Consider the following 25,495-nt stretch of genomic DNA (forward strand, 5'->3'; position numbering starts at 1 on the left):
TGATTTCTATTTTTTTATTTTTACTTTTTGACCGTCTTTTACACTTCGTGCACCTTCTTTAATAATAAGATCTCCATCTTCTAGGCCAGATAGTACTTCTATTTTCGCTCCTTGGGTTTTACCTGTGGTAATGATGATTCTTTGTACCACTGCTTCATTTTCTGAATTTGGTTCTTCTGCTACGAATACATATTGTTCACCTTCAGCATTTTCAGAAATAATACTTGTTGGTATTAATATGGCGTCTTCACTGGTATAATCATTTATATTAACCTTGGCAGTAAGATTAGGCTTAATCTTACCTTCTTTATTTGGAACTGGAATTTCAATTTCAAAAGATCTGTTCGATGGATTTATAAAATTTCCTGTTTCTCTAATCATCGTGGTAATACTATCACCCAAAACAGGAAAATATACCAATGCTTCTTTTCCTTTTACAACACTACCTAAATATGTTTCTGGTATTTCTACTTTTATATACATATCAGAAAGGTTTACAAGACGAAACACTTCTGAACCTTGACCTGGTAAGACGACGGTACCTTGATCTTTTATAACATTATCAATGATACCTGAAAAAGGAGCTCTAATGCTAGATTTTGCTAATTGACTCTGCGCCTGGGATACCATATTTTCTGATGATTCATAGTTGGTTTTGGCTTGTAAATATTGAATTTCTGAACCTATATTCTGTTTCCATAAACGTTCTTGTCGTTCGAACGTAGTTTTCGCAAGTGTAGCTTGAGATTTTAATTGACTTAGTTGACTCGACAAGCCCCCATCATCTATGGTGGCCAATAATTGTCCTTTAGATACTCTATCGCCTTCTTTTACATATACTTTTTGAAGAGTACCTGCCATTTCTGGATAAATCAATACATTTTGTTTTGTACTGACATCACCTTGTAATTCTAGATAGTGATTAAAAACTTCTTTCTTAGCAGTTAATGTATTAACAAGTGGAAACTTTTCTTCATTACCTAAAATTGCTATAGCCGAATCTAATGATTTAAGCTGTGCTTCAATTTGATTTTGTTGAAGAGTGATTTCGGTCTTCTTAGCTCTTATTTCTTCTAGGTTACGCTTTTCAATAATTTCACTTACCGACTGGTCTCCACCGCCACAAGAAAATAGGCTGATGGTTACAATTAATAAAACTATTACTTTCTTCATGATTATATTTTTAATGATTGATTATTTAGGCTTTTGTATTTAATATGATTTCCAATTCGGTTTTTTTATTAATCACTTCTACCATGGATTGTAGGAATTCTTGCTGGGTTGTATATAGTTGTGTTTGGGCCTGTCTCAGTTCAAAACTTGTTGCAAGACCTTCTTTATATTTTATCTGATTTTTATTCTCGATTCGTTCGGAAAGTGTAAGATTTTGTTTTGCAGTCTCGTAATTGGCTATAGCAAGTGTGTAGTTGTTTTTTGCATTATCTAACTGTAATCTAATTTGCTGTTCTGCCTCTGTTAGTTGAGTCTTGGCCTTTTCTAAAGCTATTTTAGCACGTTGTGTACTTGCATTTCTTTTTAGGGAACTAAAAATCGGAATACTAAGATCAAATCCTAGTATCGATGAATCGAACCATTGTTGGTCGCTACTGAAAAAATCGAACGTATTTGAATAAGCGGAACTACCGTAGTTAACGAATGCGTTTAGGGTTGGTAATGCACGGCTTTTGGCTAGTTTCCATTCGTAGTAGCGTTGTTGGTTTAAATTTTCAGCTAATTTAAAATCGACATTCTCATTAATATTAAAGTCATAATTAAGTAGCCCAATATCAATTTTCGATACTGTTAAGTCTTCAAGATTTTCTTGAAGCTGGGTAGGTGCACTTAAATCTAAACCCATGCTTAAGTTTAGCATTTGTAGGGTTATTTCTTTTAACCTTAGGGCATTTTGTAATTGATTTTCGATAGAAGAAAGTGTTATTTGTAGTTGATCTACATTCTCTTGTTCTCCAAGTCCGTTTTCGTAAAGCTTCGAAGTTTCATATACATTTTTCTCAAGAGTATTTTTATTTTTTTCCAGAATTTCAACACTTTCTTCTGCCAATAGCACATTTCCGTAAGCTTCAACTACTTGTTTTCTAACCTCTAATGCCGTTTTCTCTTTGTTGTTATTACTATAGCTTAAAAATGCTTTAGTGGCTTGAACACCGACAATGTATGAACCGTCGAAAATTTGTTGTTTTAAGGTAGCGGTCGCTGTTGCGGATTGTGGTTGTCCAAAGACAACTTGTGCGAAGGTACCTGGTTCGCCACCAAATATTTCTGCTGGTATAACACTTACCGGTTGTTTTAGCTGGTTTTGATAACTTAATGCACCGCTTATCTGTGGTAGACCATCAGCAATGGTTTCCCATTTTTGTTTTTGGGCATCAATTAGATCCCTATCAGCATTTATGGCGGAGTAGTTGTTTTCTAAAGCAAACTGTATAGCTTCCTCTAAAGTAAAACTATAGGTTTGTTCTTGGGAATAGCCAATGCCAAGGCTTAGAACGGATACTAATAATAGTAGTTTATTTCGCATTATTCGTGATTTGAATTGATGATTTCATTTAATATTTGACGCCCTTTTGGCGTAACGATTCCCCTTAGATGGTATTCTAGGTACGTGTCCATTAATTTTGAAACTGGAAACATAGGCAAAGGGAAAAGGTGTTGGTCTTTGATGCTATTTAAGCCTGAAAAATATATGCGGGCCACAAATTCAATATTTAGGTTTTCTCTATAGATTTCCTGTTCAATTCCTTTTGCTATATTGGATAGGATACAACCGTGCATTTTAGAAAAATGTAAGGCTTTTACCGTATCGAAGATTTGGGGATAGTATTTGGATAATTGAAATTGTGGGGACGATTTTTCACCGTTTAGATGGGACAGAACATATTTTTTTATTTCATATAATTCTTCAATGGGATTTTTGCCCAAGGCAACTATATTATCTATTCCATCGCTTACAGAGCAAAATTTATTCATTACACAATCCTCTATGAGTTTGGTTTTATTCTCATACTCTGTATAGATTGTTTTTTTGGACATGCCCATTTCATTGGCAATATCGTCCATAGTAACACTTTTAAAACCTTGTTCCAAAAAAAGCTCCGTTGCCTTATCTCTAATTTTGTCTTTCATAATGTGAGGCAAAGATAGCTAAGGAAACTTTAAAAACTAAAAAAGTTTCCAAAGTTTTACAATTATTTAATATTCACCCATAATTATCACAAATTGTCGATAGTATGATTTCGGTCCACATAGTTCTTATATGCTTGCTCACCTTCATTTTCCCAAAATTCATCGTAATATTTCCATTGAGAAAAATCCTTTCTCATTGAACTGCACGGGTTAACATTAAATCGCTTTTTGTTTTTTTTATGTTTACTATGGCTACTTCCACCACCAAAACCAAAAATAATTTTAGATAGAAGTAGTATACCGACCGCTTTCCAATAATCAATCGCTGGCAATCCAAATATGTCTGGCATAAGCCAATTCCATAAACGCATTACAATGTATCCTACCAAAAAGGCGATACTCAAGCCAAGGATAATAAAGAAAACTATTTTAAATGCTTTGTATACATAAAATCTGACCGATTTCTCCATGTTTTTTTCAATTTTAGATTTCATAACTATGTTTTTTAATGTTTTGTATTTCTATATCGTTTAATAAAATGGACAATGCTCTGTGTCTTCTAGACATTAATGTGCCTTGTGGTATACCGGTTTCTTGTGAGATTTCTTTGTAGCTGTAATTTTCAAAGTCAATTGCTATTATGATATCCCTATAAACAGGTTTTAAGTTCATGATCGCAAGTTTGAGTTTTTCCTTTATCTGTTCTGGATATTCTGGTGAAGCGGCATTATAAAAATTACTTGTAAATTCTGTCCAAAGTTGTTCTAACTCGTCATGGCTATCAATGCGTTTTTTTTTGCTACGCATTACATCTGTAATTTTATTTTTAATAGCACTGTAAACAAAACCGCCAATGTTGTTTATTGGCAAAGCATCTAATGGCCTTGAAAAAATTCGTAAGGCAACTTCTTGAATGATATCTTCGGCATCACTTTCTGATGTTTGTTTGATTTTAGATTGAATATAGCTCCTAAGCGAGCTATATTCTTCTTCAAAGAAACTGTTCAGGTTAGAGTTATTTTCTTGATTGGATGCCATCCAAGGATTTTTCAATTGGTCTTCAGTTATAAAGACGGAAATTTTGAAGCCTATTGCATTTTTGGGGGGAAGTTTTTGCTTTTTTTGAAATAAAGTACTTTTATTTTTTTGCCAGCCTTCTTTTGCGATATAAAAAATAAGCCATTGGAAGTACTAGAATAGCACCTAAAAAGTACCAAAAATAGGGTTGGTCTTTTGTTGGAGCATTTGATTCTATTATCATTAATTGTTGATTTACGCCTACTTGGGTTATTATTTGTTGCTTACCTCCTGTCCAATCTATAATTACAGAATCAACCACTGCATTAGCACCCAAGCCAAAATGTGCTATCACCGAATTTTGGGAAAGATGGCTTGATCCACCACCATCAATTTCGCGAATCATTTTTTCCCCATTGGCAATAATAGTTACCCTAGAACCAATTCCATTAGCTTCAGCCTCTAGACCTTTAAGAGCCACTTTCAGCCAGTTGCCTTTTGCTAAATCATTTCGAAAGAGCTTTGTTGTAGACGGTATAGGATAATTTAATATGGGTTTTTGATTTACTACCAATAAATCCATATCCCCATCATTGTCCATATCAAAAATCACAGAACCCCTACCAATACCATAATCATTGATGGCTAATTCTCTTCCTTTTTCAGTAAAGGTATTTTTGTTATTCTCAAAATAGAAATTACCCATGGGTGTGCAGTTCGGGTTTAGATCTCCATTTGAAACAAATAAATCTAAATCTTCATCGTGATCAAAATCCGCAAAATTTGCACCCCAACTAATAGCTAAATTATATGTACCCAGTTCTTTTGCTTTGTCAATAAAAGGTAAACCGTTACCCTGGTTCTCCATTAGCATATTGAACTTTATGTTGGTGATATAATAATCCATCCACCCGTCATTATTATAATCGCCTACAGCGGCACCCATGGCATTAATTTTTAGGTCCATGCCTGTTTCTTTGCTAACATCATCGAAATGGTCACTTGGATATTCATTTCTGTAAAGAAAATTTGGCACTGCTTTATATCCGAAATCTTGATTCACCAGTAAATCTTGGTCTTGGTCATTGTCATAATCCGTGAATACACCACCAAAACCAAAACCCTTATGGCCTAATTCATAATCTTCATAAACGTTTTCAAATTTTTCGCCATGGTTATTTTGTAATAAATAGCTTTTAGCTGTTTGATTTGCGCTCACTATGGTTGCATCTTTAATAATACCTAGCTTACCGGTAAATTCTTGAAAATAATTACCGACAAATAGATCAGGATAACCATCTGCATTAAAATCACCGAAACTAGGGCCTGTGCTGAAGGAGTTTAAATCTTCTAATCCATATGCATCGGTAGCATCTTTAAAAGTAGAATCACCTAGATTTAAGAATAATAGATTTTTTGCTCTAGGAATCACATTTTTGCCATCTGTAGTAGTAATTGTTGTAATGAATAAATCTCTATACCCGTTTTTATCAACGTCCGCACTTACCACACCTTGGGTTACATATTCATTCGTCACCTTTAATCCAGAGCCTTCAAAAATATCTTTAAAAGTTCCATTGCCATTATTAAGATAAAGCCTATCCGATTTTATACCGCCGGTAATGTAAAGGTCTTCAAAACCATCATTATTCACATCAAACACCGTAACGCCTCCACCAAATGTTCCTTCGTATACTTGGTATTCATGATCAATACCTGAAGGTTCTGTTATGTCGGTAAATGTTTGTTGTGCAACGCTTTTCAATCCTAAAGAAAGAAAGAAGAGGTTGAGGAGTATCGTATTTAAGGTCAAATTAATTTTCATCTGCTTTTTTCCATTCTAAGGCATATACATTTTTCGCTATTTCTTTCCCTTTCTCTAGGCCTACTTCATTATCTAATTGTGTGTGAATACCACCATAAAATCTAGAATCCGCAGTTTCTTGGGCAGCTTCCCAGAAGGTATCAAAGGATCTGATAACAAAATCTGTCTCTTTCTGTTCATCTCGCTCCCTGCCTTCATGAGCCTTGTCGGTAAATGTGAATTCTTTTCCGAAATTGTGTTCTAAAATAGTGGCCGCAGCGGCAGCTTGAATTGCGTGCCCTGATGGAAAAGATGGAAAAGGTGGGTCTGGCCAAAATGACTCCCATTCTTCATCAATATATTTTGGTATAAAAGTATTTGGTCGTTCTGTGAAGAACTGATATTTCCATTTCCAACAATTGATAAAGGCATCTGCTATGGCCATGCCCATTTGAGCAAACACTTGTGCACATTCTATCATTGTAGAATCATGACCATCTAGTGCTAAAGTTGCAAAGTAATAGGAATGCCCTGGTGGTGTAAAACTCACATCTGGGTCATCGCCCCACCAAATGGCAGCTTCTTTTTCTAGCTGGGTCAATTCTAAATCCTTAGTATAAACATTTTTAAATTGTTGGTAGTAAGGAGAACCAGGAACAGTATCGTAAGGAATCATTTGTGGGTCTTGAACTTTTTCATTTAAATTAACGAATGTCCTATTTTCACCCCAATGTGGGTGTAATGGGTGATGGCTAAATGATTGTGCGAATAATGGTGGTTTCCAAGATCCCGGTCTATCTGGGTGAACCATGGTCTTGTCAAAATTATGAAGATACCCTCTATGACCACCATCGGTTTTTGACCACTCAAAGATTGCATTGGCTACTGTTTTTCCAAATGCGACAGAACGCAAAACTGTTTCGGTATCAATATCTTGTTGAAATTGATTAAAAACAAGTTGTTCAAGCGAATCAATTTTTTGAATATTTTCTTCGGATGTTTGTACGTATATTTTCTTTAATATTTCTGATTGCCCTGCATTTAAGGAAAGTGCCCAGTTATATTCTTTTGCAGGGTCAATTTTAGGAAGCGATCCAAGACCCTTTAGTTGCCCATTCATAGAGTTATATTCTTCAAAACCAGGAACAATTGATTCATACATCGTTAATCCAATATAACCAAAAGCTCTTGAGGCAAAGGTGGGGGAGTTAGAAGGTGTGTATCGTGTAACGAACAAAGTCATATTTGCCCATTCCATTGCTACATCTTTATCGCTCAGTTTAGCTGGTTCTATAGTAGAACATGCCATTGACATTATGAACAGAAGAACTAGAGATAATCTATTTATTATTTTCTTTTTTGAAATAGTCATTGTATAAATAAAGCTATTTTAAGAGTTTGTAAGTCTCGGTAGACAACCCATAACTGGTGAATATCAATTCATCATTTATTAGTAATGCGTGGGTGTTACTTCCTTTTATAGAGAGACCTGAATTACTTTGAGTAACATAGTTAAAATTCCCTAAACCATCACCCAAAAGGACAGTGCCGTAATTGGCGTCAAATTTTCCTATTCTTAATTTATAATAATCATTGTTACCTAAAAATAAAATATCAATAATGCCGTCTTTATTAAGGTCGGCAGTTAGTATTTCTGAAATAGGTGAAAATTGAGCTTGCACGGGTAATGTTGCAATTTCGTACTTATCTCCTACTGTGCTCAGAAATACGGTAGTCTCTTGATGCGTACTCGATAGTTTTTTGGCATTTTGTAATTCGGCTTCATTAAAGAAGTCTGACATACCCGCGTCTGAATATTTTTCATAGCTTGTAAAGCGCTGTCGTAAACCAGATAACTGGCCTAAAAGCTCATCTCTTGTTAAGTATGGGTAACTTTTACCGTCAACATAAAAATTTAATATGGGGTCTATAGAGCCATTATTATCAAAATCTGAATAGTATAATTCAGCAGGGGTCTTAGTGCTTAATTTAAATTGGGTATTAGTGCCTATGTTTCCAGCAATGATATCTGGCTTTCCATCTTTATTTAAATCCGTAAGTTTAAGGCTGGTCCATAGTCCAGATAGGGGCTCTTTTAAAAATCTATTGGTTTCATTCAAAAGTTTTCCATTCTTGTTTATATATATTAATATAGGAGTCCACTCTCCTAATACTACAAGGTCCTCGATTTTGTCACCATCCATATCCGCCCAAGCGGCGTCTGTAATCATACCAGGGTATTCTAAAGCTGGTTGAATGTCTTTTGTTTGATCTGTAAAGTTGCCCTTACCATCGTTAATTAGAATAAAGCTTCTTGGTATTTCTGGATATCTACCTGGTACGACATAGCCGCCTATAAAAATATCTAAGAATGAGTCGTTATTGATGTCCGATACGGAAACCGTACCTGCACTTACGTGCATGATGGGTAAAGCCGATTTAGTTTTTATGAAATCGCCTTTTCCATTGCCGAAATAAAGTCGGTCCTGAAGTTTGGGGTCATTTTCAGAAAAATCGTGATAACCACCACTAGCAATATAGATGTCTAAATTACCGTCTGAATTTGCATCTAATACGGCAATATCAGCGTCAAAACTATTTTTGTCCACTTCAAAACCGGGAACATCTTTTTGAATGAATTTCTTCGATTTTGTTTGGAAAAATAAACTTGGTGCTTGCCCTACACCACCACCAATTATAACATCTTCAAGACCATCATTGTTTAGGTCTGCCTTTGCCATTGCCGGACCATCATGTGATAGCTGCTTTAATAAAAGCGATTGCCTTTTAAAATCATTATTGATAGATGATTTATGTTTAAAGTTAATTAGAGATTCTGTTTTCGTAAACAGTTGGTCAGTGTTGACCGCCTCTGATTTTAATGTTGTAGCATTACTTTCTTCTAAAACCAATAATTTGTTTGCTGAAATGTCTTTTAGCGTTTCTTTTTTACCTGAATTCCATTCTACTAGTAATGAATCAATTTTAGCATTCTCGCCAAAACCAAAATGCATTATTGAGGATACGGTTGATAAATAACCTTGAGTTGGCATCTGTTCTAAAACTTGTATGTGTCCTTTTGAGAATACAGTGATTTTTGTTCCAATACCATTAGTATTTTTGTTTTCTCCTTTAAGTTCAATATTTAAAAATGTATTTTTCTTTTTAGAACTATCATTTCGGTAAATAAAAGCTGGTTTGTTGATGTTGTTGACTACTAAATCTAAATCGCCATCATTATCTAAATCGGTGTAAATAGCACCGTTACTATTTGCCGGTTGGTCTATGCCAGCAAATTTAGTGTTGTCTTTGAAATTGATGCCATCAGTATTGGTATAATAGAAATTTGTCAAGTCTGATGCAGGCATTTTTTTAATTAGCTCCAAAACATCTTGACGTTGCAGCCTTCCTTTCGATTGCACAAAATCTTCCATGTAATTAATGAAGTCTAGATTGGTGTAGTCCCTATAATATCCATTGGTGATAAATAAATCTTTTAAACCATCACTGTCAAAATCTGCGAATAGGGGAGCCCAACTCCAATCTGTATTTGAAATACCAGAAAGCTGACCTATTTCACTGAAACTGTCGTCACCGTTATTTAATTGCATCATGTTCCGCATATACTGATGATGAAAACCACTTCTAATATTCAAGTCGAATTTCTCATAGTTGTCAGGAGACAATAATAGCTTTTGACGTTTATTATTTTTAGGTAGCATATCCAACGTAAAGATATCTTGCCAGCCATCATTGTTTATATCTGCTACATTGTTACCCATCGAAAAATGACTGGTGTGACCCATTTGCGAACCTAATTGGTCAGTAAAAGTGCCATTTTTATTATTAATGTATAAATAATCAGGAATCGTATAATCGTTTGAAATATAGAAATCTTGCCAACCATCATTGTTAATGTCACTTATAGCGATACCTAGACCGTAAGTTAGGGCAGACCCACTAATACCCGATTTTTCGGTAACATCAATAAATTTGTTTTCTCTTTGCTCAAAAAGGCGTGTGCCTTGTAGGGGGTCATCTTTTTTTAAAAACTCTTTTGTGCTTACTTCATTTAGAACTGGTAATGATTTAGGATTATGGTTTAATAAAAGCATATCTAAGTCACCATCTTTGTCATAATCAAAGAAATAACCTTGATTGCTAAAAGCCGCACTTGCTAACCCATATTCTTCAGCTTGCTCTTTAAAAATTGGAATATTTTTGTCATCGTTTCCTTGATTAATAAAGAGTTGATTTTTTCTTTTAACATCAGGTAAAGCTCCTGAATAGCATAAATACAAATCTAATTTTCCGTCACCATTTACGTCGGCGGAGGTAATGCCGGTTTTCCATGGGCCAGGTCTTCCTTTTACTTTCGAAGTGCCAGTAACGTCTTTGAATTTAAAGCCGCCTTCATTTATATAAAATTTATTCTCCCCCATATTCGAAGTAAAATATAAGTCCTGTAGACTGTCACCATTAAAATCCCCGGTTGCCACACCGCCACCATTATAGAGGTATTCATAAACTAACACATTGGCATTCAACCCTTCTTTTAGTGTATTTTGAAATGAAATATTTGTTTCTCCTTCAGGTAAAAGGGTAAAAAGCGATGCTTTTTCATCGGCTTCTAACTTAGAAGTCGTATCGTTTTTTTTTGTCTTATTAGTACAACTTTGAAGCAGTAGAAATAAAATAAAAAGTAAGGAAACTAGATTTTTTGCCATTTGCTTAAAAGTAAAAAATCTATCCCAAAAAGGGATAGATTTTTTCATTAACTCAATTTAAAACTAACTCAACAATAAATTTATTTAATAACCAGGATTCTGAACTAATAATTCATTACGGTTAATTTCATCTCTACTTATCGGCATGAAGTACATTTTGTCATCCCAAGTTCTTGTCTCATTATCATTATTATCTACAACGGTATAAGTATAATCATATACTGTTGGGTCGTATTGATATGGAGTTCTTGGAGTAGCACCTGATTTTAGGGTAGCAGTAACTTTCATCACTTTAATGCCACGACCTAAAGTTTGGTCTGCTATCATCCATCTTCTTGCATCATGATATCTATGTTCTTCATATGCCAATTCAACTCTTCTTTCGTTTATATAGGCTGCTAACAAGTCTGCGCCAGATGCGGTAATTGCAGGCATACCTGCTCTAAAACGAAGTTTATTCAGCCAGTTTCTAGCTTCACCTTCATCGCCAGTAGCGATAGAAGCTTCAACGTAATTAAGAACTATTTCAGTATATCTGATAAATGGCCAAGGAACTACTTGTGCACTAGATTGGTTGTCTACCACAGCCGGATCTGCATCAATAAATTTTCGAACATAATAACCTGTTCTACTACCGTTCCAGTTTTCAATAGGAGAGTCTCGCATATCAACACCATTTATGATGCCGCCGGAACCATCGTCATAGGTGCCGGTTTGAATCTCATCATTAGGATCGATTGCTGCAACATCTGATGGTCTTGGTTTCCATCCGGAACCGTCATAAAGAATGGTTGCAGAAAGCCTTGGGTCTCTGTTTTCATAAGGTGCCGCAGCATGCTCAGGATTGCTCCAGTCAAATTCAGAACCATCCATCATTTGATAATCATCTACCAATTGTTGAATAGGAGTATTACCTGCCCAGTTATGATAACCGTTAGGGCCGTTGTTTATACCTTGGTGAATACCACCTAAAGGCCAATTACTTTCTACGGTAAATAAAGGTGTATGTGTACGTTCAAACAATAATTCTGCTCTTGCTGCCGGATCACCTATTGCGCTTCCACCACCCATAGCAATCGAAACATAAGTTTGTGTAGCTTCTTCGGCAGTTGCGGGTGCGGTTAAATCCAATTTATAACCCGTCGTTTCATCTAAAACAGCTTTAGCTGCTGCTTTAGCTGTATTCCAACGTGCAGCTCTGTCGCCAGATGTATACGCTACTAAATCAAGGTTGGAATAACTTCCTAAAACAGACGATTTAGCACTTGCTGTCGGACCATCACGTAAGTCGCTTGCCGCATAGATCAACACTCTTGATTTAAGACCCATAGCACTTAACTTAGATGCTCTACCGGCGGTAAAATCCTTTCCGTCTAATAAAGAAATTGCTTGGTCCAAATCAGCAACGATGAAATCGACATTTTCGGCAAATGTACCTCTTGCTGCTGAATAGTCTTCGTCCAAACCATATGGCCTGTCAATTAATGGTGCGCCTCCATAGTAACGCATTAATTGATGATAATAATAGGCTCTTAAAAAATGTGCTTCACCTAGTAAGCGATCTTTTAGGCTTTGATCATCGAACGTAGCGTTTGGTAATTCTTGTATGGCAATATTTGCCTTACGAACAGCCAAATACAATTCATTCCATTGAGGTATAATATTTACGTTACCCGTCCCTGATGGGGAAAGTGATCCTTCGGTAATTACATTGATACCTCGTCCAGAGTGTGTAAACATTGCTTCATCTGTTAGAGATGCAAGTCCTTCTTCTTCAAACCCTCCATAGCCAAGGGATGAATACACATTAAATACAAATGCTTGTGACAATGCACCATCGGCCCAAGTAGCATCTGCTGATATAGAATCTAAGGGCTGTGTCTCTAAAAAGTCTTCATTACACGATATGGGTATTAAGGCTACCGTTAATAGGCCTAAGAGTACTAATTTTCTTTTTTTCATGATTTTTTTTTTAAAATGTTAAACTAAAACCTGTGTTAATAATGGTCTGCTGTGGATAAAACTGCCCACTATTACTCGTTGATTCAGGATCATAAATGTCTTGTGCTGCCCAAGTCGCCAAATTGAGACCACTCATGTAAACCCTAAATGCAGATAATCCAAATTGGTCAATCATTCCTTTTGGGAAATTATATGCTATTTGAACGTTTTTAAGTCTAATATAATCCTTGCTATATAAATTATAAGTGTTGTTGCCGTAAGAACCACCACTATAATAGGTATCGCCCCTACTTGCTAATCTTGGGTGTACACTACTTGGGTTATCTGGACTCCATCTATTATCAAAGCTATATTTAAGGTAATTACCTATATCGCCTGATTCTGTCAGGATCGGTAGTTTTGCGCCTGTAGCACCTTGTAAAAGAACCGATAAATCAAAATTCTTATAGGAGGCGTTAAAGGTTGCACCAAAGTTAAAGTTTGGCACAATACTATTATCCAATCGAACCTGGTCTAAATCATTGATGGCGCCATCACCATTAATGTCCTTAAATTTCATGTCTCCTGGTTCTAATTGTGGTTTAACAGCACTGTAATCTAATGTATTACTTGAAATGGCCGCCTCATCGATAAAAACTCCATCAGATTCATACACTAAGTAAGAACCAATAGGTTTGCCTTCTTGCAATTGATAATCTGGTGCGCCAGGAATTTCATCTAAAAAGACTACACTGTTCTGAGCATAACCACCATTTACACCAACATCCCATTTAAAGCTATCCGCATCACCACCATAATAATTTAAGGCAAATTCAAAACCTTCGTTATCTACTTTACCGGCATTAACAGGGGGTAATAAATCTGAAATACCTGAAGAACCTGGTGTGGAACCTGTTTTTTGAATCAAAATTTGATCTCGTCTGTTTAAGAAGTACTCCAAAGTAAAGCTCAATTTTCCATTGAGGGTAATACCGTCAAGACCTACATTGAGGTTGTTTGCCCGCTCCCATGTAAAACTAGGGTTTGCCAATAATGGCTCCGTAAGGGTAGTTTGTACGTTACCGTCAATGGGATAACTGCCAAAATCATAAATAGATAAATAGGCATATTCTTGTAATTCATTTTGAAAGAAAACCTGATCATTACCCATTTGACCGTATGAGGCACGTAGTTTAAGGTAATCGATTGACTCAACATTGAACCAATCTTCTTTATTTATATTCCACCCAACCAAGAATCCTGGGAAAAAACCAAAACGATCATCACCTGGGAAGATATAGGAACCGTCATAACGCCAAATGAATTCGGCCAAATATTTCTCCTTAAAGTTGTATTGTGCACGACCATAATACCCTAAACGGGTCCTATTATACCCAAAACCATCAGTAACCTGTCCATCTTCACCACCTACACCTATTTGATCAACAGCAGCGGATAAGTAATTTCTTCTAAAGGCCGATAGAAACTCTCCTTGGAAATTTTCACGGGTTACACCAGCTAATAAATTAATTGTGTGGTCATCACCTATTGTTTTATCGTAATTTAATAAACCAGTTAGGTTGGTGTTTAAAACGTTTAACGAAGATTGTGTTAACCTGGGGTCGGTAAAGTTAGATCGAATTGCTCCACTTAAAACTGGATCTCCGGTTGCGATATAATTGGCACGATCCAATGAATAAAGTGTCCAAGGTGTTTGCCATAGTTTTCTGCGCTGTTGGCTTTGATCAACACCAGCCAACAAGGTTAAGGTTAATCCATCAACCCACGGGTTTTTGATATCTACAGAACCTGTAAATTGCAAATAATCGGTTGGTTGTTTATCGTAACCAGTGGCATTAGTAGTAATAACTACAGGCTGTTGTCCATTTTCAATATCTGGTCCAGGTAATCCATTTGGCCAAACTGCAGGCTCATTGGGTCTACCTCTCATCAACATCCTGAAAATGGCGCCAGCACTTTCCGTTGGGAATGTTCGGTATTCTTTTCTATAACCCATACTTAATTTAGTGGAAAGATATTCGTTGATCTTGGCGTCGGTATTGATCCTAAAATTATATTGCTGATAACGGTTTGCAGAATTTTTGTAAATCGCACCTTGATCTGAATAGCCTAGTGATGCGTAATATTTGAGGTCTTCACTTCCGCCACTTACAGAAAGATTATGCCGTTGTTGTTCTGCCCAATCTTGAAACGTAGCACCGAACCAATCTGTATCTGGGTATAACCATGGATCAGCATTGGTTCTATGATTATTTATTGTTTCAGGACTAAAAGCTGCGTTTACAGTTTCTGCCGGACTACTTCCAGGAATAGTATAACTGCCCGTATTTTGAAATGCGCTATTTGCAGCACCCCATTGACCTGCAGGAATATTACTGTTATAAATAGCTAACTCGTTCATGATAGTCTGATACTCCACAGCACTTGCCATTTCAGGAACTCTTGTTGGTCTGGTAAGACCAAAATCAGCGTTATATTTCACTTCCATTTTACCAGAATTTCCGGATTTTGTAGTGACAATAATAGCACCGTTTGCTGCTCTAGCACCATAAATAGCAGCAGAAGCATCTTTTAAAACTGAAATATTAGCGATATCATTTGAATTAATACGGCCAATACCACCATCTCTATCAGGAATACCATCAATAACAATCAATGGTTGATTGTTACCTAATGTGTTGGTTCCACGAATGCTAATGGTAGATTGGTCATTACCGGGTTCTCCACTTGTTTGGATGATAACTACCCCAGGTAATCTACCGGCAAGGGAGTTAGAGACACTAATAGCAGGGGAGCTTTCAAGAACTGGTCCTTGAACTGCTGTAACCGCACCGGTAACCGTAGCCTTCTTTTGAGTACCATACCCAACCACAACTACTTCTTCTAGATTTGCCACATCTTCTTCTAGAGAAATATTAATAGTGCTTTGATTGTTAACTGGAACAACAGCAGACTTAAAACCAATATAGCTAAAGCGCAAACTGGTATTGCCATCGTCTAGAGTGATCGTAAAATTTCCGTCAAAATCTGCTTGTACCCCTCTTGTAGGATTTTTTGCATCAATGACCGAAACGCCAGGTAATGGCATGTTGTCCGCAGCTGATGTTACGGTACCCGATACTTTTACTTCTTGCGCGTGTATACTCGTTAAGAGGAGCCCGCCAAAAAAGAAAACCATCGTTAAGATTGCATGACTTCGAATCATGAAAAACTTAGGAAAATTAATTAGTTGATTCATAAAAATAGGTTCTTATGGGTTGTTAGTTATTTTGTAATCATAGGTATCGTAATTCTATTGAGAGCATTGTTCCAATATGGAGACTATGATACACTATGCTACTATGAACAAATATATAATAAAATGTTAATTATATAAATTAAACTTTAATATATTTTGAATTTGTCAAAAATGTTATAAAAATATAATAATATGGTATTTGTTCAATTTTATTTTTTAATAAACAATGCTTAATAAAATTTAATATTTTCCAACGAATATGGAAAGCATTCCAATGCCAATTGTGCTGGAGCGGCAATAACAAGTATTCTCAAGTTTAATACCAATTGATAATTTTTTTCAGTAATAAGAATTATTATAAAATTCCTACAGTGTAAGGCACTACTAGATTTTGTGACACCTTGATAACCTTGATTATGTTGTATATTCGATAGTTTATAATTGTATTATATGTCGATTGTTAAAAGAATTTTAAGCTTAACCCAATACAATAATCTATCCAAGCACGAACAATTGGTGCAAGGCGTTATAGAGTCAATTGAAGACGGCACCTTATCTATTGGCGATCAATTACCTTCAATTAATAACATGGTTGAAGAAATTGGCTATGCTAGAAAAACCATTTTTAAGGCTTACGAAGAGCTTAAGAACAGAGGTTTAATAGAGTCTAGGCAGCTTAAGGGCTATTTTGTTATAAGTCAAGAAACGAATATTACCAAAAGAATGGCCTTGCTATTATTCGCTTTCCAAAGTTATCAGGAAGAATTTTACAAAACATTTAGGAAAGAGATGGGTAAACGATTTCAAATCGATGTATTTTTCCATCATAATAATTTAACCATTTTTGAAACAATACTTACCAATATTAAAGGTAAGTACGGTATGTATGTAATTGCCCCTATTCAAAACCAAAAGGTTGTACCGTTACTACAAAGTATTGATCCAAAAAAATTATTATTGGTCGATAGGTATTTAGATCTAGGCAAATCATTCTCCTATATTTCTCAAGAATTCGAAGAAGTCATTTATACATCGTTAGTGCAATTACTCCCCGAAATTAAAAAATATAAAAACCTTATTTTATACTTTAACGAAGAAAGTGATTACTCTCCAATTTCCATTCGGATAGCATTCGAGAGATTTCTTAAAGATTATAATATTAATGGAACGGTAAAAAACAATTATTCTTTAGGCACGGCCCATAAGGGTACTCTTTATTTTGTTTTAGGAGATACTATTTTGTGGCACATTTTAAGAGATTGCGTTCGGAAAAAGTATAAAATCGGCGAAGATATTGGTATCCTTTCTCAGAATGATAATGTTGCCAAAGAGATAGTATTTGGTGGAATTACAACGATTTCTACTGATTTTAAAGAGATGGCTAAAATGGCAGCTAAACATTTAAAAAATGAAGATACCACTCAAGTAATTATGCCTTCAAAATTGATTAAACGTAATTCTCTATAGATTGATAACTGCTTATGGGTTAATTATTTTTCATGTAAAACCTCAGATAGTTATACTTTCTTCTTTTCTATGATGTATGTCTTCAAGAATCTAACCTTCAATGATTAAAAGGGCTTATTACAAAACATATTTATTCTATTTTTGATAAAAATTGCGAGAATGCATTCTATAAATGAATATCGAGAAGAGTTTATCAATTATTTAAATTCTAAAAAGCTTACAAAAGAACCGAGAAACCTGTATGAACCTATCACCTATATTTTAGGCTTAGGAGGTAAAAGACTTAGACCTATTTTGGTATTGCTAACAGCCGAAATTTTCAATACGGATTATAAAAAAGCCTTGGATGCAGCTTTGGCAGTAGAAGTATTTCATAATTTTTCATTGGTACACGATGATATTATGGATGACGCTCCTGTAAGACGGGGCGAGATAACTGTGCACGAAAAATGGGATATAAATACAGGTATTTTATCTGGAGATGCTATGCTGATTATGGCATACCAGCTATTTGAAAATTATGAACCTCTAATTTTTAGGCAGTTGGCGCAACTTTTTAGTAAAACGGCTTTAGAAGTTTGTGAAGGACAACAATATGATGTCGATTTTGAGACTCGCGACGATGTTATGTTGCCAGAATATTTAAAAATGATTGAGTATAAAACTGCGGTTTTAGTTGCAGCAGCATTAAAAATGGGAGCTATCGTTGCTGGTGCATCTGAAAAATCTCAAGAACAAATGTATGCTTTCGGGTTAAACTTAGGTATAGCCTTTCAATTGCAAGATGATTATTTAGATGTTTTCGGGGACCCCAAAACTTTTGGTAAACAAGTTGGCGGTGATATCATTGAAAATAAGAAAACTTTTCTTTACTTAAAGGCCATGAGTTCGGGTTCAGAAATGATGACAAAAGAGCTTGAACATTTATACTCTATACAACCTAAAGAGTCAGAAACGAAAGTAAATGCTGTTCGCTCTATTTTTGAAAAAACCAAAGCAGACGAAGCTACACGGGTTGCAATTGCCGACTACACTGCAAAGGCTTTTCAAGTGCTGGATAATATTGAATTGGAGAATGATAAGAAAGACTTGTTGCAAAAGTTCGGTGAGAATTTAATGAATAGATCGGTTTAGAATAATCGTTTAAAAAAAGCTTTTATAAAAGGAGTTTTAGGGCAGGCATTTATATAGATGATATCTTCCCATAAATTGGTTTTCTCATCTAAAAACTTGAAGACCATTTGAGGACTCAATGATTTAAAAAGCGATTCAAAGACCTTATAGCCATTTGCATTGTCATGGTGTAATACATCAAGAAATAGGAGGTCGTAATACCAAAATTTATTCTTTAATTTTAAATTTTTTAATGGCTTTCCATTCTTAATATGGTTAATTAGCTGAGGCACCTTATTTGCTGTGCTCATTAAAGTATACCCTGTGCTGGGCTTGGCCCAGCCACCAGCAGTGCCTATATATCGTATTCTACCTGAATGATGTTCTCTAAAATCATAGGCAGTCATAGGTATGCTGCCAAACTCTTTATCAATGATTGTATAGTCTTTACATTTATACTTATCCCATATATAATTTTTTATGGCCTTTTCATATTCTTGTTTTGGAAGTAATTTTTCTGAAAATAGGGTATACTCAATTAATGCAGTATTATTTGAATATGGTAATACATACATAAATCGGGTATTCCCTTTTTGAGGTATCGAGAAATCCATATATGTAACTTCGGAAGCATTAAATACAGGGTCTTTGGTTTTTATCTCCCAACCAACAAAATGTTGTTGTAAAACAGGATAGTTCTTTTGCTGGGTAGCCATTTTATAATCAAAAAGGCTTGTAAATATAAAGTCTGAAACATAACTTTTATTTAAGGTGCTAACGGTTACTTCGTTACTTGTTTCTTGTAAATTCACTACTTCATCTTGTTTAAAAGTAATGTTTTTATAACCGTCAATTCTATCTAAATAGTGATTGTAGAAATCAATACCCTTTATCATTTTATAGGAGTAGGGTGCTATTTTGTTTCTTTTCGAAATTTGAGTTCCTTCAAAATGAATTTTGCTCCATTGCCTATGAACAATAGCATCGAACTGTCCTTTATCTTTTTCCCAATAACACCAAGTGCGATCATTGGTTTTTTTGGCATCTTTATCAAGAACAAGAATCCTTTTATCCGCAAAAAAAGAATCTTTTCCCATAGCATCTGCTAACAATAAGCCAGATGCGCCAGCACCAATAATAATGTAATCGTACTTGTTCATGAATCTTTCAAGGTATTTGTCGGGTCAGATTTCCCTATAAACTCAAAAATACGAATTAGCAATAGTCTTTTGGTGTTAATTCAATGCGTAGCGTACTCCAAGAAAAGACCTGATTCCTTGATTGGGGCCATAAACGTAGGTGGGGTCAAAAGTCAGCGCATAAGGATTATTCGAAGTGGAAACTGCATTGCCATTAGTATCAAAAGTAACTTCTTTATCAAAAGGGTCGTTTGCACGGGCTATAATAAACGGATTACCGTTATTCGGAGTCCAGTTTAAAAGGTTTTTTACTCCAGCATAAATTTCAAAATTCTTCATTCCACTATACGAGAATTGAATATTTTGTATACTCCAAGTAGGTGAAAAATCTCTTCTTGGGTCATTGTCACCTAAAGTTGGTAATCGCATTGGGCCATAAAGATTGCCGGTATAATCTAAAGTTAAATTCCATGGCCAAATGGTGTAGCTAAATCCCCAATTTGCCGAATAACTCTCAGTAAGAATTTGTCGTTTGGTAATTCCGTTTTCGATATTGCTTACGTCTTGTAATGTGCCGCCAAACATTATTTTAAAGCTAATTGGCAAAGAGATGTCGACATTGGCACTTATCCCTTTAGAAACTGATTTTCCATTTAAATTGTCGTAGATAATTTGATTAGGATTAGTATCATAATCGGGTATAATAATATTTTGAAAATGGGTATAAAATAAGGATGCATCTAGTGTTAAGAAAGTACCGTTATCCCCATATATTTTTTTTAGATAATTAAGATTTACGTTGAAAGAACGTTCTGGTTTTAATTTTTCAGTAATTATGACTTCACGAGAACCAGTAAGCGCGGCATGCTCTTCTGTAAATAAATTTACGACCCTAAAACCTGTGCCAGCATTTAATCGTAGAATGTCATTATCGGTAAATTTAAATCGATAAGCACCTCTTGGTGTAAATATAGCCCCATGTCTTTCATCATAGTCATATCTAGTACCTAAAAGTAAAGCGTGTTTTTTGTTAAATGTAATCTCGTTTTGCAGAAAAATACTTGGTATAATTACCTCATCGGGCTTATTGCCGTTTGGATCTGATGTTGCTGGTGTACTGTCATCATAATAATTATAGCGTAATGCAGCCCCTGCCAATATACTGTGCTTACCCAAAGATTTATCCCAAGTAAGCTGAGTGAAACCAATACGTTGGTCAGCTAAGTAAGAAACATCACCATAAACAGAGTTTTGACTATGGTCATTATACGAGAATGAAAACATAAATTGCTCCTCAAAAGGGAGTTGGTATTTGCCTAACACTTCCCATCTGCGGGTATAAATGCTTTCTCCATAAATTTCATCTCCACCTCTAAATTTTGGAGTCCATTGTAATTCTCCTCCCCATCTATCTTCATAAAAAAATCGACCGGCCAATGAGAGAATACGTGATTTTTTTCTGGTAAAATTCCATTTTTGAAAAATAGATATTCGGTCTTGCAAGGTGAGATCCGTAAAATTATCTCCGTTATTATCAATCGGGTTATCATACTTAAAATAATTGACACCTAATAATAGACTGGTTTTTTTGTCGAGATTTACTTTAGTGCCAATATCAAGATTGTATTCTCCCCAATCAGTTATAAAACTATCTCCTGAGAAAATGGGTGCGGTAAGGTTGTTTTTGGTAATAATATTTATCAATCCGCCAACAGCTTCACTACCATAAAGAGTAGAAGCAGGCCCTTTCACAATTTCAATTTGCTCAATAAGTGAGTTAGGTATGCCAGATAAACCATATACAGTTCCAAGTCCACTTACAATTGGCATGCCATCTATTAGTACAAGAGTATAAGGACCTTCAAGACCATTAATATGGATATCACCGGTGTTGCACACATTGCAGTTTATTTGTGGCCTTACGCCATTTACGTTCTGTAAAGCTTCGAAAATACTTGCCGTTGGATTTTTCTTAAAAAAAGTAGGTTTGTATACTTCAACAGGAACGGGACTTTCAAGTCTGCTGACTGGTTTTAAAGTACCGGTAACTACCATTTCGTCTAATGATTCTATCGAAGGTTGTAGATCGATATCTATGAGCTGTTCCTGTCCTTTTTTTACAATAATTGATTTGCTAAAAGGTATGTAGCCAATGGTAGATGCTATGAGCGTGTATTTTCCAGGGGGAATATTTTTTAATTCATACCATCCATTTTCATTAGAGGAAGTGCCTAACTCAGTGTTCTTTAAATAAATATTCACAAAAGGGGTAGGGGAGTTTTCAGATGTTACAGAACCATATAGGTTCGCTTCTTGTGCGTAGGTGCTCGAAAAAGTTAAAATAGAAAACACTAAAATAATAGTTTTAAACATCTAAAAATAAATTTAGACAAACCTAAAAAATTGTTTTTATATATAAAAATGTATTTTTGTATTTATATTATTTTGAAATGACCTTATCAGAAGAAGATTATATAAAAGCGATTTATCATCTAAGTCAAATAGATGGCAAAACAGTGGCCACCAACGCCATCGCTGAACAAATGCAGACCAAGCCATCGTCGGTAACCGATATGGTTAAAAAATTATCCGAGAAATCATTGGTAAAATATAAAAAGTACCAAGGTGTATCACTTTCTGAAAAAGGCAGGCTTGTGGCACTTTCCATTATACGTAAGCATCGTCTATGGGAGGTTTTTTTGGTGGATAAATTGAATTTTTCTTGGGATGAGGTTCATGAGGTGGCAGAACAACTAGAACATATAAAGAGTGATGCGCTAATTGATAAGTTAGATGCTCACTTAGGATTTCCGAAGGTGGATCCACATGGTGATCCGATACCAAATAAAGAAGGATTTTTCACTAAGTCGGTTAAGAAATTGATTAGCGAATTACCTGTTTTAAGTGAAGGTGTATGTGTCGGTGTAAATGATTCATCTGTTGCTTTTTTGAAGTTTTTGGATAAGAATAATATTGCTTTAGGCGATACATTTAAAATTTTGGATAGAGAAGAATTCGATGGCTCAGTTACCATTTCAACAAGAGTTGGTCCTATTCGTATTTCAGAACAGATTGCATCAAATTTATTTTTAGAGATTGTAGATGAGGAGTAATAATTTTTATTAGTAATAATTTTTAATTTATGGAACAAATAATCAGTTATTTTGAATCTATAGACCCGGTTTTAGCTGCATTTTATGCGACGCTATTTACTTGGGGACTAACTGCAGCTGGCGCTGCATTAGTGTTTTTGTTTAAAACGCTAAATCGTGCAGTTTTAGATGGTATGCTCGGCTTTACAGGGGGTGTTATGGTAGCAGCCAGTTTTTGGAGTCTGTTGGCGCCAGGTATAGAAATGAGTCCTGGAGAGGGGTTTGTAAAAGTAATTCCGGCAGCTGTTGGTTTTCTACTTGGGGCTGCATTTATTTTCGGATTGGATAAAATATTACCGCACCTTCATATCAATTTTAAAGAAAGTGAAGCGGAAGGAGTAAAGACACCTTGGCATAGAACGACCTTGCTTACCTTGGCAATAACTCTTCATAACATTCCTGAAGGATTGGCCGTTGGTGTGCTTTTTGGTGGGGTAGCAGCTGGTTTTGATGGTGCTTCAATTGGTGGTGCTGTCGCTTTGGCACTTGGTATAGGATTACAAAATTTCCCAGAAGGGTTTGCTGTTGCCATGCCCTTAAGAAGACATGGACTTAGTAGAACTAAAAGCTTTATGTTTGGTCAAGCATCTGCACTTGTAGAGCCTGTAGCCGCCGTTTTAGGTGCTTGGGCCGTAATGACCTTTCAGCCTATATTGCCTTATGCACTTTCATTTGCTGCAGGCGCCATGATTTTTGTAGTAGTAGAAGAGGTGATACCAGAAACCCAGCAAGACAAATACACCGATATTGCTACAATGGGTTTCATCGGAGGCTTTATAATCATGATGACTTTAGATGTTGGTTTAGGTTAGGGTTTATAGAATAAAATCACTCTAAATAAAACCCTAAATGTGTTTGTCATTGTAATAGTAATTTAATAGCACTTTTACCGTTTAAGCAATTAGAGGTTATAACATTATATTTTTTAAGAACATATGCACTTGACTAAGAAACATTGGGTTTGGACAGTTCTATTAATAGTAACTGTAATTCTCTGTGCTACAATATTAATACTGCACTTTAAAAACTGGATTAGTAATGATAGCCAAAGTCTAAAGTTGAGATCAGGCTTTTATGTTGTAGAGATTCCCTACAACGAATTAGATAGTGTGGTCATGGTTGAAAGAATTCCTCCCATGGAGCGTTTAAATGGTTTTTCGGCCCTAGAAAAAGAGAAAGGAATTTTTAGGGAGTTTAAAGATTCGCTAACAGATAAGAAAGTTCATGTATTTGTCGATAACATAGGTCAGCAGAAAGTGAAATTGGTGTACCAAGATTCGACTTATTTATATTTTAATCTGAAAGATTCGGTAGAAACTATTAATCTTTTAGATGAGTTAACCGCCAAAATGAATTCACTACGTACTCCTAATTAGTTGAAATAAACAATATGGCATCAAAATTGGAATTACTTTTAAAATTGAATTTTTGAAGTATGATACATAAAAATTTATTATTGCCCTTCCTTTTTGTTTTGATTTCAAATGCCATAAGTGCACAGCACAGCCTTAGTTTGAATATTGATGGTGTAGCTTCTGAAAAAGGGAATATATGTTTCGCTATTTACACCAATGAAAGTTCTTTTTTAAAGTTTGATAAGGTATATAAATCTGGCTCAGAGAAAGCCGTCAAAGGGAACACGGCTTTTCATATAACTGATTTGCCAGATGGTGAATATGCCATTGCAATTTTTCACGATGCGAATGATAATAAAAACCTAGATACGAATATACTCGGCATCCCTAAAGAACAAGTTGCCTTTTCGAATGGTAAAATGAAAATGTTCGGTCCACCAAAATTTGAAGAGTGTGTATTTACCTTTAATTCTAATATGGAAATGAAAATTAGCCTTCAGTAGTTCCTATTAATAACTTACTATTTTTATTACTCCATTCGATCCTTGAGAACCATAACTGGCGGCATCTGCACCGGTTAGAATGATAATTTTTTTCACATTATAATTATCAATAATCCCATTAATCGAATAAAAAGAATTGCCAATAATTTGATTATTGAGAACGAATAACGGTTCTTGATTTCCTGCTGATGCGAATGAATTGGCTGTTTTATTTATGACAGGTAAATTATTATGAAGTACAACACCCCGCATTTGGGTTATACGCTGCAATAAAGATACATTTGCTCTATTTCTATCTTTTAATTCATCATTTAATGAAGTAGAATCTGTGTTGTTATTTGTCTTTTTTGTTGTGCCACAACTACCTAAGATAACCATTGCTGCTATTAGCAGTACTAATATTGATTTTTTCATAATTATAGGATAATGTGTGTGTTAATATATGAATTTAAAAGGCGATGACAGTATCTTTGAAATAAAAACAATATGGTTTTAGTAGCACAGTTAGTAGGGGCATTGTTAGGTATGCTGGCGGTAATATTTGGTGCCTTTGGTGCCCATTTACTAAAAAAAATATTTTCAGTAGATCAGTTAAGCAGTTTTGAAACAGGTATAAAATATCAAATGTATCATGCTTTGTTGATTCTAATGCTCAGTTTTAATCTCAATCTAGAAAGCTCATTAGAGAAAAGTATGATGTTCTGTTTTATGATTGGAACATTTCTTTTCTCCTTTAGTATTTACGGTCTTTGTATTAGCGCCGCAAAAGGAAAAAAACTCAAAATTCTTGGTCCTATTACTCCATTGGGTGGACTCTTGTTAGTGATAGGTTGGGGATTATTGCTTTATCACTTTATTAAAAATTTAATCTAAG

The 25,495-nt window shown here is 35.2% G+C and carries 20 protein-coding genes; 7 read left to right on the forward strand and 13 right to left on the reverse strand.

Annotated features, from left to right (window positions below; all coding sequences use genetic code 11):
• Positions 1-6: 6 nt before the first annotated feature.
• From AACZ41_RS03505 to AACZ41_RS03550, 10 genes are all read right to left on the reverse strand, one after another.
• The gene (locus AACZ41_RS03505; protein ID WP_339626565.1) at positions 7-1,173 is read right to left on the reverse strand and encodes an efflux RND transporter periplasmic adaptor subunit; all 1,167 of its coding nucleotides are present in this window, start codon (positions 1,171-1,173) and stop codon (positions 7-9) included.
• Positions 1,174-1,198: 25 nt separating this feature from the next.
• Complete coding sequence (locus AACZ41_RS03510) at positions 1,199-2,539, reverse strand: TolC family protein (RefSeq protein WP_339626567.1); 1,341 nt, start codon at positions 2,537-2,539, stop codon at positions 1,199-1,201.
• Complete coding sequence (locus AACZ41_RS03515) at positions 2,539-3,144, reverse strand: TetR/AcrR family transcriptional regulator (protein WP_339626569.1); 606 nt, start codon at positions 3,142-3,144, stop codon at positions 2,539-2,541. Before AACZ41_RS03515 ends, AACZ41_RS03510 begins: the two co-directional genes overlap by 1 nt.
• 86 nt (positions 3,145-3,230) lie before the next feature.
• Positions 3,231-3,638 (reverse strand): hypothetical protein, encoded by a 408-nt coding sequence (locus AACZ41_RS03520; protein ID WP_339626571.1) that lies wholly within the window; start codon positions 3,636-3,638, stop codon positions 3,231-3,233.
• On the reverse strand, positions 3,628-4,182 hold the full coding sequence (locus AACZ41_RS03525; protein WP_339626573.1) for an RNA polymerase sigma factor: 555 nt from the start codon (positions 4,180-4,182) through the stop codon (positions 3,628-3,630). The genes AACZ41_RS03520 and AACZ41_RS03525 overlap by 11 nt, the downstream gene beginning before the upstream one ends.
• 100 nt (positions 4,183-4,282) lie before the next feature.
• Positions 4,283-5,986 carry a CRTAC1 family protein gene (locus tag AACZ41_RS03530; protein WP_339626575.1) on the reverse strand — a complete coding sequence of 568 codons (1,704 nt, stop codon included), beginning with the start codon at positions 5,984-5,986 and terminating at the stop codon, positions 4,283-4,285.
• Positions 5,976-7,337 carry a phosphatase PAP2 family protein gene (locus tag AACZ41_RS03535; RefSeq protein WP_339626577.1) on the reverse strand — a complete coding sequence of 454 codons (1,362 nt, stop codon included), beginning with the start codon at positions 7,335-7,337 and terminating at the stop codon, positions 5,976-5,978. The genes AACZ41_RS03530 and AACZ41_RS03535 overlap by 11 nt, the downstream gene beginning before the upstream one ends.
• Before the next feature lie 13 nt (positions 7,338-7,350).
• Positions 7,351-10,740, reverse strand: a complete 3,390-nt coding sequence (locus tag AACZ41_RS03540) for a VCBS repeat-containing protein (RefSeq protein ID WP_339626579.1) — start codon at positions 10,738-10,740, stop codon at positions 7,351-7,353.
• 36 nt (positions 10,741-10,776) lie between these two features.
• Positions 10,777-12,654 carry a RagB/SusD family nutrient uptake outer membrane protein gene (locus AACZ41_RS03545; protein ID WP_339626582.1) on the reverse strand — a complete coding sequence of 626 codons (1,878 nt, stop codon included), beginning with the start codon at positions 12,652-12,654 and terminating at the stop codon, positions 10,777-10,779.
• Between the two features lie 10 nt (positions 12,655-12,664).
• Positions 12,665-15,892 carry a TonB-dependent receptor gene (locus AACZ41_RS03550; protein WP_339626584.1) on the reverse strand — a complete coding sequence of 1,076 codons (3,228 nt, stop codon included), beginning with the start codon at positions 15,890-15,892 and terminating at the stop codon, positions 12,665-12,667.
• A gap of 450 nt (positions 15,893-16,342) precedes the next feature.
• Between AACZ41_RS03550 and AACZ41_RS03555 the strand changes: the two genes are divergently transcribed.
• The gene (locus AACZ41_RS03555) at positions 16,343-17,359 is read left to right on the forward strand and encodes a GntR family transcriptional regulator (protein ID WP_339626586.1); all 1,017 of its coding nucleotides are present in this window, start codon (positions 16,343-16,345) and stop codon (positions 17,357-17,359) included.
• A gap of 159 nt (positions 17,360-17,518) precedes the next feature.
• Positions 17,519-18,493 (forward strand): polyprenyl synthetase family protein, encoded by a 975-nt coding sequence (locus tag AACZ41_RS03560; protein WP_339626588.1) that lies wholly within the window; start codon positions 17,519-17,521, stop codon positions 18,491-18,493.
• On the opposite strand, the gene AACZ41_RS03565 is transcribed toward AACZ41_RS03560, so the two are convergent.
• Both AACZ41_RS03565 and AACZ41_RS03570 read right to left on the reverse strand, forming a co-directional pair.
• On the reverse strand, positions 18,490-19,632 hold the full coding sequence (locus tag AACZ41_RS03565) for a lycopene cyclase family protein (RefSeq protein WP_339626590.1): 1,143 nt from the start codon (positions 19,630-19,632) through the stop codon (positions 18,490-18,492). The genes AACZ41_RS03560 and AACZ41_RS03565 overlap by 4 nt on opposite strands.
• 75 nt (positions 19,633-19,707) lie before the next feature.
• On the reverse strand, positions 19,708-21,984 hold the full coding sequence (locus tag AACZ41_RS03570) for a TonB-dependent receptor (RefSeq protein ID WP_339626592.1): 2,277 nt from the start codon (positions 21,982-21,984) through the stop codon (positions 19,708-19,710).
• A 77-nt stretch (positions 21,985-22,061) separates the two neighbouring features.
• Between AACZ41_RS03570 and AACZ41_RS03575 the strand changes: the two genes are divergently transcribed.
• From AACZ41_RS03575 to AACZ41_RS03590, 4 genes are all read left to right on the forward strand, one after another.
• Complete coding sequence (locus AACZ41_RS03575; RefSeq protein ID WP_339626594.1) at positions 22,062-22,724, forward strand: metal-dependent transcriptional regulator; 663 nt, start codon at positions 22,062-22,064, stop codon at positions 22,722-22,724.
• A gap of 29 nt (positions 22,725-22,753) precedes the next feature.
• The gene (locus AACZ41_RS03580; protein ID WP_339626596.1) at positions 22,754-23,575 is read left to right on the forward strand and encodes a ZIP family metal transporter; all 822 of its coding nucleotides are present in this window, start codon (positions 22,754-22,756) and stop codon (positions 23,573-23,575) included.
• Between the two features lie 123 nt (positions 23,576-23,698).
• The gene (locus AACZ41_RS03585) at positions 23,699-24,139 is read left to right on the forward strand and encodes a hypothetical protein (protein WP_339626598.1); all 441 of its coding nucleotides are present in this window, start codon (positions 23,699-23,701) and stop codon (positions 24,137-24,139) included.
• A 59-nt stretch (positions 24,140-24,198) separates the two neighbouring features.
• Complete coding sequence (locus AACZ41_RS03590) at positions 24,199-24,621, forward strand: DUF2141 domain-containing protein (protein ID WP_339626601.1); 423 nt, start codon at positions 24,199-24,201, stop codon at positions 24,619-24,621.
• Between the two features lie 6 nt (positions 24,622-24,627).
• On the opposite strand, the gene AACZ41_RS03595 is transcribed toward AACZ41_RS03590, so the two are convergent.
• Complete coding sequence (locus AACZ41_RS03595) at positions 24,628-25,035, reverse strand: hypothetical protein (RefSeq protein ID WP_339626603.1); 408 nt, start codon at positions 25,033-25,035, stop codon at positions 24,628-24,630.
• Positions 25,036-25,107: 72 nt separating this feature from the next.
• Between AACZ41_RS03595 and AACZ41_RS03600 the strand changes: the two genes are divergently transcribed.
• Positions 25,108-25,494 (forward strand): DUF423 domain-containing protein, encoded by a 387-nt coding sequence (locus AACZ41_RS03600; protein WP_339626605.1) that lies wholly within the window; start codon positions 25,108-25,110, stop codon positions 25,492-25,494.
• Position 25,495 lies beyond the last annotated feature (1 nt).

The sequence above is a fragment of the uncultured Maribacter sp. genome (assembly GCF_963974015.1).
Lineage (GTDB): Bacteria > Bacteroidota > Bacteroidia > Flavobacteriales > Flavobacteriaceae > Maribacter.

Bases quoted from the DNA above. Each gene is read 5' to 3' on its own strand.
- AACZ41_RS03550 (WP_339626584.1), bottom strand. From the start codon at position 15,892: ATGAATCAACTAATTAATTTTCCTAAGTTTTTCATGATTCGAAGTCAT.
- AACZ41_RS03560 (WP_339626588.1), top strand. From the start codon at position 17,519: ATGCATTCTATAAATGAATATCGAGAAGAGTTTATCAATTATTTAAAT.
- AACZ41_RS03580 (WP_339626596.1), top strand. From the start codon at position 22,754: ATGGAACAAATAATCAGTTATTTTGAATCTATAGACCCGGTTTTAGCT.
- AACZ41_RS03525 (WP_339626573.1), bottom strand. From the start codon at position 4,182: ATGGCATCCAATCAAGAAAATAACTCTAACCTGAACAGTTTCTTTGAA.
- AACZ41_RS03595 (WP_339626603.1), bottom strand. From the start codon at position 25,035: ATGAAAAAATCAATATTAGTACTGCTAATAGCAGCAATGGTTATCTTA.
- AACZ41_RS03535 (WP_339626577.1), bottom strand. From the start codon at position 7,337: ATGACTATTTCAAAAAAGAAAATAATAAATAGATTATCTCTAGTTCTT.
- AACZ41_RS03515 (WP_339626569.1), bottom strand. From the start codon at position 3,144: ATGAAAGACAAAATTAGAGATAAGGCAACGGAGCTTTTTTTGGAACAA.
- AACZ41_RS03570 (WP_339626592.1), bottom strand. From the start codon at position 21,984: ATGTTTAAAACTATTATTTTAGTGTTTTCTATTTTAACTTTTTCGAGC.
- AACZ41_RS03555 (WP_339626586.1), top strand. From the start codon at position 16,343: ATGTCGATTGTTAAAAGAATTTTAAGCTTAACCCAATACAATAATCTA.
- AACZ41_RS03520 (WP_339626571.1), bottom strand. From the start codon at position 3,638: ATGAAATCTAAAATTGAAAAAAACATGGAGAAATCGGTCAGATTTTAT.
- AACZ41_RS03545 (WP_339626582.1), bottom strand. From the start codon at position 12,654: ATGAAAAAAAGAAAATTAGTACTCTTAGGCCTATTAACGGTAGCCTTA.
- AACZ41_RS03590 (WP_339626601.1), top strand. From the start codon at position 24,199: ATGATACATAAAAATTTATTATTGCCCTTCCTTTTTGTTTTGATTTCA.
- AACZ41_RS03505 (WP_339626565.1), bottom strand. From the start codon at position 1,173: ATGAAGAAAGTAATAGTTTTATTAATTGTAACCATCAGCCTATTTTCT.
- AACZ41_RS03510 (WP_339626567.1), bottom strand. From the start codon at position 2,539: ATGCGAAATAAACTACTATTATTAGTATCCGTTCTAAGCCTTGGCATT.
- AACZ41_RS03600 (WP_339626605.1), top strand. From the start codon at position 25,108: ATGGTTTTAGTAGCACAGTTAGTAGGGGCATTGTTAGGTATGCTGGCG.
- AACZ41_RS03575 (WP_339626594.1), top strand. From the start codon at position 22,062: ATGACCTTATCAGAAGAAGATTATATAAAAGCGATTTATCATCTAAGT.
- AACZ41_RS03585 (WP_339626598.1), top strand. From the start codon at position 23,699: ATGCACTTGACTAAGAAACATTGGGTTTGGACAGTTCTATTAATAGTA.
- AACZ41_RS03530 (WP_339626575.1), bottom strand. From the start codon at position 5,986: ATGAAAATTAATTTGACCTTAAATACGATACTCCTCAACCTCTTCTTT.
- AACZ41_RS03540 (WP_339626579.1), bottom strand. From the start codon at position 10,740: ATGAAAAAATCTATCCCTTTTTGGGATAGATTTTTTACTTTTAAGCAA.
- AACZ41_RS03565 (WP_339626590.1), bottom strand. From the start codon at position 19,632: ATGAACAAGTACGATTACATTATTATTGGTGCTGGCGCATCTGGCTTA.